General features: G+C 29.6%; 11 protein-coding genes and 1 tRNA gene. 2 read left to right on the forward strand and 10 right to left on the reverse strand.

Going from position 1 to position 14,931, the window contains the following annotated elements; all coding sequences use genetic code 11:
* Positions 1 to 89 precede the first annotated feature (89 nt).
* From BHAMNSH16_RS04965 to BHAMNSH16_RS04975, 3 genes are all read right to left on the reverse strand, one after another.
* Positions 90 to 1,304 (reverse strand): FprA family A-type flavoprotein, encoded by a 1,215-nt coding sequence (locus BHAMNSH16_RS04965; protein ID WP_008726969.1) that lies wholly within the window; start codon positions 1,302 to 1,304, stop codon positions 90 to 92.
* Positions 1,305 to 1,339: 35 nt separating this feature from the next.
* Positions 1,340 to 3,259: an acyl-CoA dehydrogenase family protein gene (locus tag BHAMNSH16_RS14500; protein WP_008726970.1), complete on the reverse strand. Its 1,920-nt coding sequence runs from the start codon at positions 3,257 to 3,259 to the stop codon at positions 1,340 to 1,342.
* A 64-nt stretch (positions 3,260 to 3,323) separates the two neighbouring features.
* Positions 3,324 to 4,670: a butyryl-CoA:acetate CoA-transferase gene (locus BHAMNSH16_RS04975; RefSeq protein ID WP_008726971.1), complete on the reverse strand. Its 1,347-nt coding sequence runs from the start codon at positions 4,668 to 4,670 to the stop codon at positions 3,324 to 3,326.
* Positions 4,671 to 5,563: 893 nt separating this feature from the next.
* Between BHAMNSH16_RS04975 and BHAMNSH16_RS04980 the strand changes: the two genes are divergently transcribed.
* Entirely contained in the window at positions 5,564 to 7,180 is a 1,617-nt protein-coding gene (locus tag BHAMNSH16_RS04980) for a peptide ABC transporter substrate-binding protein (protein WP_008726972.1), read from the forward strand.
* Positions 7,181 to 7,378: 198 nt separating this feature from the next.
* Complete coding sequence (locus BHAMNSH16_RS04985; protein WP_008726973.1) at positions 7,379 to 8,965, forward strand: peptide ABC transporter substrate-binding protein; 1,587 nt, start codon at positions 7,379 to 7,381, stop codon at positions 8,963 to 8,965.
* Between the two features lie 393 nt (positions 8,966 to 9,358).
* Here BHAMNSH16_RS04985 and BHAMNSH16_RS04990 read toward each other — a convergent pair whose 3' ends face one another.
* The 7 genes from BHAMNSH16_RS04990 to BHAMNSH16_RS05020 form a co-directional block, all read right to left on the reverse strand.
* On the reverse strand, positions 9,359 to 9,922 hold the full coding sequence (locus BHAMNSH16_RS04990; protein ID WP_069732253.1) for an energy-coupling factor transporter transmembrane component T family protein: 564 nt from the start codon (positions 9,920 to 9,922) through the stop codon (positions 9,359 to 9,361).
* A complete protein-coding gene (efp, locus tag BHAMNSH16_RS04995; protein ID WP_008729300.1) occupies positions 9,922 to 10,485 on the reverse strand; it encodes an elongation factor P in 564 nt (187 codons plus the stop codon). The genes BHAMNSH16_RS04990 and efp overlap by 1 nt, the downstream gene beginning before the upstream one ends.
* A 63-nt stretch (positions 10,486 to 10,548) precedes the next feature.
* Complete coding sequence (gene clpX, locus BHAMNSH16_RS05000; RefSeq protein WP_008729299.1) at positions 10,549 to 11,784, reverse strand: ATP-dependent Clp protease ATP-binding subunit ClpX; 1,236 nt, start codon at positions 11,782 to 11,784, stop codon at positions 10,549 to 10,551.
* 167 nt (positions 11,785 to 11,951) lie between these two features.
* A complete protein-coding gene (clpP, locus tag BHAMNSH16_RS05005; protein ID WP_008729298.1) occupies positions 11,952 to 12,533 on the reverse strand; it encodes an ATP-dependent Clp endopeptidase proteolytic subunit ClpP in 582 nt (193 codons plus the stop codon).
* Between the two features lie 44 nt (positions 12,534 to 12,577).
* Positions 12,578 to 13,888, reverse strand: coding sequence for a trigger factor (locus BHAMNSH16_RS05010; RefSeq protein ID WP_008729297.1), 1,311 nt, complete (start codon positions 13,886 to 13,888; stop codon positions 12,578 to 12,580).
* 78 nt (positions 13,889 to 13,966) lie between these two features.
* Positions 13,967 to 14,039: transfer RNA gene (locus tag BHAMNSH16_RS05015), tRNA-Gly, on the reverse strand.
* Between the two features lie 84 nt (positions 14,040 to 14,123).
* On the reverse strand, positions 14,124 to 14,915 hold the full coding sequence (locus BHAMNSH16_RS05020; RefSeq protein WP_008729296.1) for a Cof-type HAD-IIB family hydrolase: 792 nt from the start codon (positions 14,913 to 14,915) through the stop codon (positions 14,124 to 14,126).
* Positions 14,916 to 14,931 lie beyond the last annotated feature (16 nt).

Raw genomic sequence — 14,931 nt, forward strand, 5'->3', positions numbered from 1 at the left:
CAAAATTTAATAATGTTTTAATAAAAAACCGATTCAAGTTTATCACCTGAACCGGTCTTTATTATATAGTCTAATAAATAATTATGGTATTATTTATTAATAGATTCAACTATAGCGTCTACTAAAGCGTCCATTTCGCCTACATTAGCAGCTTTCATAGAAGAAGAAACAGAAACTTGAGCATCTAAAATCTCACATTGTTTCAAGTTAGCTTCAATGAACTCTTGCATCAAAGTACCAGATTTAGGAGCCCAAGAACCATTTTCTATGATAGCAAACTTACGTTTTTGAACATTAAGAGCTCTCATATCATCTAAATAGTTATGCATTGGAGGATAAATATTTAGGTTGTAAGTAACAGAAGCTAATACAATATGGCTCAATTTGAAAGTATCAGAGATCAAGTAAGAAACATCAGTGCTTGATACATCATGCATAGCTATATTAGTAACACCTTTTTCAGCTAATTTAGCAGCTAAAACACCAACCATATTTTCAGTATTACCATACATAGAAGCATATACGATTAATACACCTTTTTCTTCAGGTTCATAAGTACTCCATTTGTTGTATTTATCAAGGATATAACCTAAATTGTTTCTCCAAACAGGTCCATGTAAAGGACAGAACATTTTAATTTTATCAATAATTCCGCCAGCTTTTTTGAGCAAGTTTTGTACATGAGGACCATATTTACCAACGATGTTAGTATAATATCTTCTAGCCTCATCTAACCAATCTCTATCGAAGTTAACTTCATCATTGAAAAGTCTTCCGTCTAAAGCGATGAAAGAACCGAAAGCATCAGCAGAGAATAATACTCCATTAGTAGTATCAAAAGTAACCATAGCTTCTGGCCAGTGTACCATTTGAGCAGCAACGAAAGCAACTTCATGCTTACCAAATTTTCTGCTATCGCCTTCTTTAACTTGTTCTTTTTTATCATCAGGAATAGTAAATCCGAATTGATCCATAAACATGAAAGCTTTTTCAGTAGCGATAACTTTAGTTTCAGGGTGTCTTATTAAAACTTCATCTATAGAAGCAGCATGATCTGGTTCCATGTGGTTAATAACCATATAGTCAAGTTTTTTACCATTTAAAACATATTCTAAGTTATCTAAGAATTGTCTGCAAACAGCCCAGTCAACTGTATCAAAAAGAACTGTTTTTTCATCTAAAAGAACATAAGAGTTATAAGAAACACCTTTAGTTAAAGGGTGTACATTTTCAAATAGAGCCAAGCGATGTTCATTCGCTCCAACCCAATATAAATCTTCAGTAACTTTTCTAACGCAATGCATTATTTTCCTCCTCAAAAAAATTATTAATTTAAATTTTAAGCCTTAATGAAATTAGCTTTTTCTTCACTACATTCAGGACATACCCATTCATCTGGAAGAGCTGTAAAGTCTGTACCTGGAGCTATTTCAGATTCAGGATCGCCAATGAATGGATTATACTCATAACCACAACCGCTACATACATAGATTTTAGGTATTTCGATTGTTTTCTTAGGAGTAATTTTTTTCATTTTCTTATATGGTACTTCTGCAGGTTTTTTAGCACCTGTATCAAGAGCTTTAGTCAATAATGGAAGAATCTCTTTAACATCTCCAACGATACCATAGTCAGCATTTTTGAATATTTTAGCAGAAGCTTTCATATTGATAGCAACTATTATAGAAGCGTTTTTGATACCTTTCAAGTGTTGGTTAGCACCAGAAATACCGCAAGCTATATATAAGTTACCGTTGAATTTTTGACCTGACATACCAACATATCTGATGATAGGTAAGTATTTCAATTCTTCAGCAACAGGACGAGAACAACCTATAGCAGCACCAGCAGCTTTAGCCAAGTCCTCAACAAGTTTCATATTTTCTTTAGCACCAATACCTTTACCAGCAGAAACAACTCTTTCAGCATTAATAATAGGTGTATTAATATCAATACCTACAGAGAAATCAATTCCATCTTTTTTAAGTGCAGCTACTAAAGCATCAACTTTGTCTTGAGCTGAACCTTCTTTGAAGATGATATTTCTTCTTTCACCAGTAATAGGACCTTTTTTAGCCATAGGACCAGCAACAGCAACAGGAGATTTAGGCATTTTACCAAGAATAGCAGCAGAAATAACAACTTTTTGTATTTCACTTGTACCTTCATAAATAGTACAAATTTTAGCATCACGGTAAGCTCTTTCTACTATATAAGCACCTTTAATATAACCGTTACCACCATGGATTTGAAGTGCTTGGTTTACAACTTCCAAACCTATTTCAGAAGCGTATAATTTAGCCATAGCAGATTCAGTACCATAAGGTTCATGTCTGTCTTTTTTAGCAGCAGCACTGTAGATAAGAAGTCTAGCAGCACGTAATTTAGTAGCCATATCAGCAAGTTTGAAGCCGATAGCTTGTTGTTGAGCTATAGGGCGTCCGAACTGTATTCTTTCTTTAGAATAAGCAACAGCAGCTTCATAAGCACCTTGAGCAATACCTAATGCTTGAGCAGCAATACCAATACGACCGCCGTCAAGAGTTTGCATAGCGATTTTGAAACCTTGTCCTTCTTTACCAAGCAAGTTTTCTTTAGGAACTTTAACATTATCGAAAAGTAATTGAGCTGTAGCAGAAGCACGGATTCCTAATTTGTCATATTTTTCACCAAATTCGAAACCTTCCCAGCCTCTTTCAACTATGAAAGCACTGATACCTTTAGTTCCGATACCAGGAGTAGTAACTGCAAATACTACATAAGTTTCAGCTTCTATAGAGTTAGTAATGAATATTTTTTCACCATTTAATATATAGTGATCACCTTTTAATTCTGCAGTAGTTTCTGTACCGCCTGCATCAGATCCAGCTTCAGGTTCAGTTAAACCGAAAGCACCTAATTTTTTACCTTCTGCAAGAGGAACTAAATATTTTTTCTTTTGTTCTTCAGTACCGAAAGCATAAATAGGATAAGAACCTAAAGAACAGTGTGCGGATAAAATTACACCCATACTTCCATCTACTCTTGAAAGTTCTTCTACAGCTATAGCATAAGCGATATTGTCAAATCCTGCTCCGCCGTATTTTGTTTCAAAAGGCAAACCCATTATGTCTAATTTAGCTTTACCTAATTGTTTTACAGCTTCTGTTGGGAATTTACCTGTTTGATCGTGCTCATGAGCTATTGGAGTTACAACTTCTTCAGCCCATGCTCTAATTTTGGCACGAAGTTCTTCATGCTTTTCTGTTGTTTTAAACATTTGCTTCTCCTTATAACAATATTATTTAATTAATAGTATATAAAATGATAATCAATTTTCAAATTTATTTATTGCTTTTTCTCCAAATTTTAGCTTTTTCTGCTTCTTTAATTAATCCGTCTCTCAAGTCTGGATGTGCTATTGATATTAAAGCCTCAGCTCTTTGCCAAGTAGTCAAACCTTTCAAATTTACTTTACCATATTCTGTTACTACATAATGAGTATTAGCTCTTGTATCTGTAATTACTGTACCGCTAGAGAAACTAGGAACTATTCTTGATTTTAATTGTCCGTCTTTACCTGTTACAGTTGAAGATAAACATATAAAGCTTTTACCGCCTTTAGATAAGTAAGCTCCTAATACAAAGTCTAATTGTCCGCCGGCTCCGCTTATATGTTTGAATCCTGTTGATTCAGCACTTACTTGTCCGAATAAGTCTATTTCTACTGCATTGTTTATTGACATGAAGTTATCTATAGAAGATATTACTCTTACATCATTAGTATAATCTACAGGAGCTGATAAACATTCTGGGTTATTATGTATGTAATCATAAAGTTTTTTAGTACCGGCACCGAATGCATAAGTTTGTCTGCCTTTGTCTATATTCTTTTTAGAGCCTGTGATTTTACCTGCTAAAGATATATCAACAAAAGCATCTACATACATTTCTGTATGAACACCTAAATCTTTCAAGTCTGATTCTGCTATCAATGAACCCACAGCATTAGGCATACCGCCTATACCTAATTGCAAGCAAGCACCATTTGGTATTTCTTCTACTATAAGTTTAGCTACTGTTTTATCTACTTCTGTAGCTCCGCCTGCTGGCATTTCTTTTATAGGAGGATTGCTTCCTTCTACTATCATATCTACTTGATTAATATGTACTGCCTCGCCTCCTATATGGCTAGCTCCTAAACATCTTGGCATATTTTTATTAACTTCTACTATAACACATTTACATCTTTCTATCATAGCCTGCATATGTGATGAACAAGGTCCGAAATTAAAGTAACCGTTCTCATCCATTTCTGATACTTGGAACATTGCTACATCTATTCCTCTTGGCAAATCTCTATAATATCTAGGCATTTCTGAATAACGAATAGGATCATAAAAACAAAATCCTCTGTCTACTGCTTTTCTTTCTAAACCTGCCATATGCCATGAATTCCATGTAATATGTTTTTCTGGATTTTCTATTTTGAAAATCTCAGGCTCCCACATCAATATACCGCCTCTGAAATTAAGATCTGTTAATTCAGGCAGTCTTTTTGCTAGAGCTTTGTCTAATTCTACTGCTGTAGCAACTACCCAGCCATAATCAATCCAATCTCCAGATTTAACAACTTTTACTGCTTCATCAGCTGTTGTTAATTTTTGTTTGTATAATGCTTTAAAATCCATAAAAAACTCCCCACTTAATATATTTTGAATAAAATTAATCTTTTTTTAACAAACTCTAGTATAGTAAAATAAAATTCAATTGTCAATTAAATTTTCATTTCTAAACATTTTTTTTAATTAATTTTTATTTAAATCAGTAGTATTTGTTAATAAATATCTATTATTGTGAATAAAATCATATTATATATAAAAACAATACTTATAAATATACTTTTAATAAAAATAAAGCAGCATGATGCAAAGATACATACTTATTTTTATTTTTCAATATACTTTTTCTTAAAGATCTGACAATTACATAATAATTTCTAAAAATATAATACATCATAGCAGCTTTAATATATACCCGGGATTAGTATAAAATATAAATAGCATAAAAAACTCTATTTGAAAACTTAAATTAATAAAATTTTTATTTCTAAAAATATATTTTTCATTTAAGAATTTCATAATTACATATTAATTTCAGCAAATATGATAAATCATAGCAAGTTTAATATATACCCGGTATCGGTATAAAACGCAAACACTATAAAAATCATACCTGAAAATTTATATAATAAACTTATTTCAAAACTAATTTTATTTATTAATTGCGTAACTAGCCCTGCCAAATCCATCTCCAATTCTTTTGTGCTGTAGGTAAGAAATATACCCAGCAATAGAACAAAGTAAATCTTCGTAGAAAGACTGCATTTTTATAGCTTGAATATGTAATTTACACGAATATAAAGCATCTATTCGTAAATATTAAATTATATAAATTGAGCATAAAATAAAAAACTCGTAAAATTATTTGCCAAATAGTTTTGAAACAAGTCTAATATATTATATTGACTTTATATAAAATAAAATATAATATTATAATATAATATTTTTATTAGGAGTTATCTGTGTACATAAAAAAAATATTATTTATTTTTATATCGCTGATAATACTTTCCTGTAATAATCAAAATTATATTGCAAATTCAAATAAAGAAATAATTATTAATATGGGAAGTTCTCCTGTAAATATTGATCCAACATTAAACTCTATAGGAGTAGTTAGTACTTATATACTGCATTCTTTTGAAGGACTCACGAAAATTGACAAAAATAATGATATAAGGCCGGGAATGGCTGAAAAATGGGATATTTCTGAAGATGGAACTACATATACTTTTTATTTAAGAACAAATGCAAAATGGTCTGATGGGAAACCGGTAACGGCTAAAGATTTTGAATATAGCTGGAGAAGAGCTTTGGATAAAACTTTAAATGTACCGTATGCATATATGCTTGAAATAATAAAAAATGCTAAAAATATAAATCTTGGTATTATGGATATTACAAATTTAGGAATAGAAGTTGTAAATGATAATACATTAAAAGTAGTATTAGAAACTCCGTCTTTATATTTTATTGATTTTTTAGCATCTTCTACTGTATTTCTGCCATTAAGGGAGGATATAATAGAGAAGTATGGAAATGAATGGACTATAAAACCAAAAAACTATATATGCAATGGGCAGTATATGTTAAAAGACATAATAGAAAATGAAAAAATAATATTTGAAAAAAATCCTTTTTATTATGATCAAAATGAAATAGTTGCTGAAAGACTTACTTTTGTATCTAGTTCTGATGTATTTGATATGATAGAAAAAATTGATAAAAATGAAGTACATTTTTCATCTTTAGAACCTTCATCTAGCGAAATAGAATATCTTAATGAAAAAGGCTTAATTAGAGCAAATAATGCGATAGTAACAATTTATTTAGAATTAAATATAACAAATGAGGCTTTAAATGATAAAAGAGTAAGACAGGCTTTATCATTGGCTATAGACAGAAAATATTTGGTTGATAATATAATTAAAGGTTCGCAAACTCCTGCTGCTGCTTTTGTACCGCCTGCTATAAAAGGATTAAGTAATTATTTCAGAGAAGAATCATCAAATTTTATAGATATTGATAACTATGATAAAAATATAATAAAAGCTAAAGAATTAATGGCAAATGCTGGATATCCTAATGGGAAAAATTACCCTACTTTAGAGTTTAAAGTATCTCCGGGATTATTTTATAAAATAGTTGAATCTATACAAAAAATGTGGAAAGATAATCTAAATATTGATGTAGAACTTTTAGAAGAGGAATTTCCTGTTACTTTATTATCACTTACAAAAAAAAGTTATCAAATTGCAAGAATGGGCTGGACTGGAGATTATTATGATCCTATGACTATGCTTGATATTATGCTTAGTTACGGAGGTGTTAATCATTCAGGTTTTTCTAATGCCAAATACGATGAGCTTATAACAGAAGTTAAGACAATATATACAAATAAAAGTCTCAGAATAGAGAATATGAAGCAGGCTGAGGCTATATTATTAGATGAAATGCATATTATACCTCTTTATTACAAAGCTGATGCATTCATAGTAGCAACTAATTTAAAAGGGCTTATTTTAAATCCATTGGGAAGACACAGGTTTAACTACTGCTACATAGATACTAATAAATAATATATTTTTTGCAATAATTGATATTATCTAATTACAATAAAATAAAAACTCTCAAAATTGATTATCAAGTACTTTTGAAGCAAGTCTATTATTTTAGTTAATAATATCTTTATGAAAATTTGTACTTTTTATTATTTTATAATAAAATATAACATACTATATAATAAAATATTACATACTAATAAAAGGATGAATACAATGAAAAAAATTTTAATCTCAGTAGTTATTTTATCACTTTTTATGTTTTCATGCTCATCTAAAGAAACTAAAGATGATTCAATAGTTGTATCTTTAGGAGGAGAAGTTGCAACTATAGATCCTCATCTTAATACTGCAAGTGCAGGTACTGTTTATATAAGACATTTTTTTGAAGGGCTCATGAAAAAAGATAAAGAAGGAAAATTAGTTGGCGGAATGGCTGAAAACTATGAAATGAGTGAGGACGGACTTACCTATACATTTCATTTAAGAACTAATGCAAAATGGTCTGACGGAGTACCTGTTACCGCTGATGATTTTGTATATAGCTATAGAAGATTTGTTGACCCTAATACGGCTGCTCCTTATGCTTCGCTTATGGCTCCTATAAAAAATGCTTTAAAAATATCAAGCAGCGACATTAATGTTGAAGAATTAGGAATAAAAAAGATTGATGATTATACTATAGAAATAACATTAGAAAATCCTACTGCATACTTTTTAGAACTTGCTGATATGTTTGTTCCTGTTAGAAAAGACATTATAGAAAAATATGGAGATGATTGGGTTTCTTCACCTGAAAGCTATATAGGAAACGGACCTTATAAAATGACTGAAAGAATAAGAGATGATAGAATAGTAATGGAAATTAATACTAACTATTATGATAAAGATTCTATGGTTGCTAAAAAAATTACAGTCTCAATGATATCAGATAAAAATACTGCATTGGCTGCTTTAAGAAACGGACAAATACATTTCTCTACTTTAGTGCCTGCTCAGGAAGTTGAGAATCTGCAAAAAGAAGGATTAATTGTGATGAATCAGGCTTATGGTACTGTATTCTTTGAAATGAATCTTACAAATGAAGCATTAAAAGATTCTAGAGTTAGAAGGGCATTAGCTCTTGCTATTGACAGAAACTATATAGTAGATTCTATAAATAAATCCGGTCAGAAACCTGCTGGTGCTTTTGTTCCTCCTTTAATCAGTGATTATGAAGGTGAATTCAGAACTAAAGGCGGGGATTATATAAGCGTACAGACTAATGATTATCAGAAAAATATAGAAGAAGCTAAAAAATTAATGGCTGAAGCAGGATATCCTAATGGAGAGAATTATCCTGTTTTAGAAGTTTTGGTAGCAAATGATGGAAATGTTGTTATGGTTGAAGCTATACAACAAATGTGGAAAAATATTGGTGTTGATGCTGTTATAGTACCTAGAGAATGGGCTGTTATACTTCAGAGTTTCAGAGATTTAAGTTATCAAATGGTGCTTAGCGGTTGGACAGGTGATTATAATGACCCTATGACTATGCTTGAATTATATTTAAGTTATGCTCCAAGCAATCCGGGATACAATAATCCTGAATACGACAGACTTATAGAAAGCTCTAAACTTATAGTGAATCCTCAGGAAAGAATGAAAGTTCTCCATGATGCTGAAAAAATACTTATGTATGATATGCCTATAATACCTATACATTACAGAGCAAATGCTTTAATGGTTTCAAAACAGCTTAAAGATTACAAATTAGATCCTTTAGCTAAATACAGATTCCATTACTCTTATTTAGAAAAGTAATTTAAAAATAAAACAAAAAAGGAAGTCGGTTTTACTGATTTCCTTTTTTTATTAAAATCAATTACATACCCCGCCCTTTAAATTTATTGTTAACACTGTATTCATAGTTTTAATAAGATATACGGCTAAAAAAGAAAAAGCATGCCCCACCCTAGTTGTTATTAGGTTTATTGTATTTTTTACCGCACGGTTAGCAAAATTTAAAATATAATAAAAATTGTATTTATAAATTAATTCAAAAACTTTAGATTCACTAACCGTGCGTTTGAGAAATAAAAAATTTACACTCCGCTTGGGTGGGATACTATAATATCTGAATTAAACAATAAAAAATAATGAAATTCTAATAAAAAATAAAGCAGCAAATATATAGGGCGGGCAATTAGAATAAATTTACTTTTTTAAATTTCTGTAGTGATAAATTAGCATATCATAAGGATAAAGTTTAAAAGAATCATTATAAACATTCTCAAGTAAATTTTTTATTAAATTAAGCTTATCTTTAAAAGTTTTATTTTTATCTCTTATTTTAGTAAACTCTGTAAAAAATGATTTTCTAACTATCTTCATAAAAATACTTATTCTTATCATCTCATCAAAAAATTTCCCGTTTGGCACTCTTAATTTTTTGATTATAATAAAGAAAATGGATAAAAAATAAAGAACAGATGCTATTCTAATAAAATAAATAATAGTGAAATCCACACCAACCTTATCAAGATAAATACTAAAAATAGTATAATACTCTCCTCTCGAGTTTAAAGCCTGAATAATAAATATTGCAAGAAAATAAGGAATTAAATAAAGCAGCTTTTTTATAGTTTTATAAAAAGACTTTGTAAATATTATATGAACTATAAAAAGAGCTGCTAAAGTATATATTAAAAAATTAACTTTTATAAAAAATATAGTTATTAATATAAATAAAGCTAAAATGATATATAGTATGTAAAGCATTATTTATTTACACGCTCAACATAACTGTCATCTCTAGTATCAACTTTAATTTTATCGCCTATGTTAATGAACAAAGGCACATTAACTTCTATACCAGTCTCAAGTTTAGCAGGCTTCAAAGTAGAACCTGTAGTATCACCTTTAAAACCAGGCTCTGTATAAGTAACTTCCAATACAACATGTATAGGAAAACGAACTGCTGTAACTTCATCATTAATGTATTGTAAATCAACTTCGCTGTTATCTAATAAATAATATTTACTATCTCCTAATATATCAGCATCAACAGGAACTTGTTCATAATTATCTAATATCATAAATATATAATTATTACCATCCTCATAAACATACTGAGCTTTTTTATATGATATATCAGCCTCTTCAACACTTTCAGTAGATGAAAAAGTTTTTTCTATCATATTTCCTTTAAGCATATTTTTTAATTTTGTCTTCACATTCGCTTTTCTCTGCTGTGCCCTATGAAAATGTGCATCTACTACTAAATAAGTTTCTCCGTCTAAAATTATAGCATCGCCTTTTCTTAAATCATTTACTGGTAACATTAAAACTCCCTAAAAAATTATTTTGTTATTTTTTTAATTTGTAATATAATTAAATACATAAAATTATTCGCTTATAATACCCAATTTATCATCAACATATTTTTTATCAAGTTCAAAGACTTGTTTTTCTTTACTATCATTAGGCATATCATACATAGCATCAAGCATAACTCTCTCAAATAAAGCTCTTAATCCTCTAGCTCCTGTATGCTCTTCCATAGTTTTTTTCACTATAGATTTTAATGCCTCATCATCTATTTTTAATTCTATATTGTCATAAGAAAATAATTTCTGATACTGCTTAGTTAAGGCATTCTTAGGCTCTTTTAATATTTTCATAAGTTCTTCCTCTTTAAGCTCTTCTAAAGTAGCTATAACAGGAAGTCTTCCTATAAGCTCAGGTATAAGTCCGTATTTAACTAAATCTTCTGTAGAAATATTTTTCATTATCTCATCATAATTAAGATTATCTATAGAATTAACTTCAGCTGCAAAACCCAAACCTTTTTTAGAAGTTCTCTCTGCAATGGATTTTTCTATATCAATGAAAGCCCCTCCGCATATAAAAAGTATATTAGAAGTATCTATATGCAGATTATCCTGATGCGGATGTTTTCTTCCGCCATGAGGAGGAACAGTAGCAATAGTACCCTCAACTATTTTTAATAAAGCCTGCTGTACGCCTTCTCCTGATACATCTCTTGTAATAGAACGGGATTCACTTTTACGAGAAATTTTATCTATCTCATCAATGTATATTATACCTTTTTCAGCCAATTTTATATCGCCGTCAGCATTCTGTATAAGCCTAAGCAATATATTCTCAACATCATCACCCACATATCCAGCCTCTGTTACAGTAGTAGCATCAGCAATGGCAAAAGGTACATTCAGAGCCTTAGCTAAAGTACGGGCAAGTAATGTTTTACCGCTTCCTGTAGGACCTATCAAAAGTACATTGGACTTCTCTATTTCAACATCATTTTTATCTTCAGTATTTTGTGTTATTCTCTTATAATGATTATAAACCGCTACAGATAATACCTTTTTAGCATAATCTTGTCCTACAACATATTCATCTAGTAAAGATTTTATCTGCTTCGGAGGAAGTATTTTTATATCATAATCTTTTTCTTTAGATTTTTTCTTTTGAACATTCATGTTAAAATAATCATTTGCTATAGCAGAACAATCAGAACATAAATATCCTTCATTGCCTTCAATATATCGGCTTAATTCTTTTAATTCTCTTCCGCATAGAGAACAAACTTCTTTTTTATCATTATTCTTTTTAGACATATCTCTCCAATACAACTATATTATTTTTTATAAAAATAATTTAAATTTAATTAACATATTCTATATTATAATAGAACTATTGCAATAAAAAATTACAATAAAAAAATTAAAAGCTAATAAACTTAATAAAAAGATTATTAGCTTTTATATTTTAATACTAAAAAAAATTATTCTCTGCTAGAAAAAACCTTATCTATAATCCCATACTCTTTAGCTTCATCGGCACTCATAAAATAATCTCTATCCATATCAGCTTCAAGTTTTTTAATATCCTGACCTGTATGATTAGCCATAATATTATTAAGTATGCTTTTCAAACGAATAGTTTCTTTAAGCTGTATTTCCATATCTGTAACCATACCTCTAGAACCGCCTGAAGGCTGGTGAATCATTATTCTTGAATTAGCAGTAGCAAATCTTTTTCCTTTAGCTCCTCCTGCAAGAAGCAAAGCACCTGCTGAAGCAGCCTGTCCAACACATAAAGTAGCAACATCAGGCTTAACATACTGCATAGTATCATACATACCCAAAGCAGCAGTAACAACTCCTCCCGGACTATTTATGTATAAAGAAATATCTTTTTCAGGATCAGCAGATTCCAAAAATAAAAGCTGTGCTATAACTACATTAGCAACATCATCATTAATCTCACCGCCCAAAAATATAATTCTGTCTTTTAAAAGTCTCGAATATATATCGTAGGAACGCTCTCCTCTGCTTGTTTGTTCTATTACATAAGGTATAGTCATATAATTCTTCTCCATTCTATATTACCTCTTATCATAATTAATTATTAATATCCGCCCCAAATATCGCTTTCCTCAGGCTTAAATTCACCTGCATCTTTTTCTGAAACATTTACATGCTCTTTAACATAGTCCATTATAGCTTCAGAAGTTGCTCTTGTATGTGCATCTCTCATTATATAATTAACTATATTCTGCTGTTCTTCTTTAGGAAGTTTAGCAAGTCCCATATAGCTTTGATACTGATACATTCTATTAGCATATTCTTTAGCTTTTTCTTCATTTACTGTTATAGAATCTTTATAAGTTTCTGAAAGTTTAGCCATAATCATATCAAAAGTTATTTGCTTTCTTACATTCTCTTCATATTCTTTTCTGATATCTTCATCTGTTTTAGCAACAGAAATAAGGAAATCTGTTTTGCTCATTCCTCTGCTGGACATAGATCTTTCAAATTCATTTAAAGAGATTTCTAATTGCTCTTCAAAATAACCTTTAGGAAGTGTGATATTAACTAAATCTATTAATTTATTAAATAATGTATCATTAATAAGTTCGCTATTAGCTCTGTCTTCGGCTCTTTTTATTAAATGTTCTTTCAAAGATTCTTTTACTTTTTGTCTGTCTTCTTCTTTAGAATCATCTTTCATATCTGGTTTTTCTACTTTTACTATATTCATTATTAAAGTAGCTTCTCTGCCGTCAACATAAGTTTTAAGAAGTTTTTTATCATCTTTTTTTACACCAACAGCATTTCTAGCAAATATACTTTCATTTTCATCATCGCTTGCAACTACTGTAAGTTCTTTATCATATTTTTTATTCTCATCATCATCAAATTCTATTTTAACAAAAACTCTGTCGCCAAGTTCAGATTTCAATTCGCTTTCTTCAAAATGAGAAAATCTTTGAAGCGAAAGTTTATAAGCTTCTTCTACAACATTGTCATCAACTGTATATTTATTTTTTTCTACATTTATAGATGACAAATCCGGCAAATCAAATTCAGGTATAGGATAATATTCATAATCAAGATGAAGTCCGTCATCTTTCTTTTCTAAATTAAGAAGTTTAGGAGTACCTAAAGCCTTAACATTTTTTTCGTCATGATAAGTATTCCAAGCATCTTCTATCAAAACTTCATTAGTAGCACCTTCTAAAGCCTCTCTATACCTTGAAAGTATAATATTATTAGGGGCATGACCTACTCTAAAACCTTTAACATTAACTCTAGGCTTATAATATTCTATTTGATTTTCTAATTCTTTATCATAAGCATCTTTAGAAATAGTGATTTTTAATGTAACTAAATCTTTTTCATCGGTTGAAGTTTCAAAATTTAAATCTTTAATATCCATTTTAGCAATACCTTTTTAAATAAAAATAAAAAAAATAACCCCAATAGAAAAAAATACATCTACTGGGGTTTATTAATGAGCGGGAAACGGGACTCGAACCCGCGACAGTCTGCATGGCAAGCAGAAACTCTACCAACTGAGTTATTCCCGCATAGACATTGAAAGAAATATAACATTAAATATAAAAAATGTCAATAGTCCGTTAATAAAAATATATTTAATAAAACTTATATAACTAAAATTTCATATATGTCTTTAAAAATCTTCCTACTCCGTCTTCATCATTACTTAAACATATATAATCGGCTTTTCTTTTTAATTCATCTTCGGCATTTCCCATAGCAACACCAATTCCGGCATATTCTATCATTTCAATATCATTATAATTGTCTCCGAAAGCTATTATTTCATCTCTATTTATTCCTTTTTTTGAACATATCCATTCCAAAGCACTGCCTTTATTAATTCCTGAAGCTAATATTTCTAAAAAATTAGTATGGGAAAAACATGTATGAACATTAAAATTCTTTCGTATATCATTTTGAAGTCTTTCAAGTTCTTCTCTGTCACCTATAAATACCATTTTATTAAATTCAAAATTATCAATATTTTCTAAACCGATAGATATATCATTAATTTTTGACTTTCTAATATATTTCTCCAAATAAAAATCAGATTCTGATGCTATATGTCTATTTCCCTTATAAACATGAAGATGAACATTATACTTATCATAAATATCTATGATAGATTTTGATGTATCAGAATCTATAACCTTATCATATATAAAATTTTCTTTATTATCTATTATTATAGCACCATTAAATATTATAGAATAATTATCATTAGAAAGAATATCTTTATACGGCTTCATACCGCTGAAAGATCTTCCTGTGGCAAGTATTATTTCTATACCGTTTTTCATTAGAAATTGAAAAATATTTTTATTATAATCGCTTATAGAACTCCTGCTATTGAAAAATGTGCCGTCTAAATCGGTTGCTATTAATTTTATATTATTAATCATATAAATATATTATCAT

The organism is Brachyspira hampsonii, assembly GCF_002214805.1.
Taxonomy (GTDB): Bacteria; Spirochaetota; Brachyspiria; order Brachyspirales; family Brachyspiraceae; genus Brachyspira; species Brachyspira hampsonii.

Coding starts and splice junctions, on each gene's coding strand:
- BHAMNSH16_RS04965 (WP_008726969.1), bottom strand. CDS start 1,304: ATGCATTGCGTTAGAAAAGTTACTGAAGATTTATATTGGGTTGGAGCG.
- BHAMNSH16_RS14500 (WP_008726970.1), bottom strand. CDS start 3,259: ATGTTTAAAACAACAGAAAAGCATGAAGAACTTCGTGCCAAAATTAGA.
- BHAMNSH16_RS04975 (WP_008726971.1), bottom strand. CDS start 4,670: ATGGATTTTAAAGCATTATACAAACAAAAATTAACAACAGCTGATGAA.
- BHAMNSH16_RS04985 (WP_008726973.1), top strand. CDS start 7,379: ATGAAAAAAATTTTAATCTCAGTAGTTATTTTATCACTTTTTATGTTT.
- BHAMNSH16_RS04990 (WP_069732253.1), bottom strand. CDS start 9,922: ATGCTTTACATACTATATATCATTTTAGCTTTATTTATATTAATAACT.
- efp (WP_008729300.1), bottom strand. CDS start 10,485: ATGTTACCAGTAAATGATTTAAGAAAAGGCGATGCTATAATTTTAGAC.
- clpX (WP_008729299.1), bottom strand. CDS start 11,784: ATGTCTAAAAAGAATAATGATAAAAAAGAAGTTTGTTCTCTATGCGGA.
- clpP (WP_008729298.1), bottom strand. CDS start 12,533: ATGACTATACCTTATGTAATAGAACAAACAAGCAGAGGAGAGCGTTCC.
- BHAMNSH16_RS05010 (WP_008729297.1), bottom strand. CDS start 13,888: ATGGATATTAAAGATTTAAATTTTGAAACTTCAACCGATGAAAAAGAT.
- BHAMNSH16_RS05020 (WP_008729296.1), bottom strand. CDS start 14,915: ATGATTAATAATATAAAATTAATAGCAACCGATTTAGACGGCACATTT.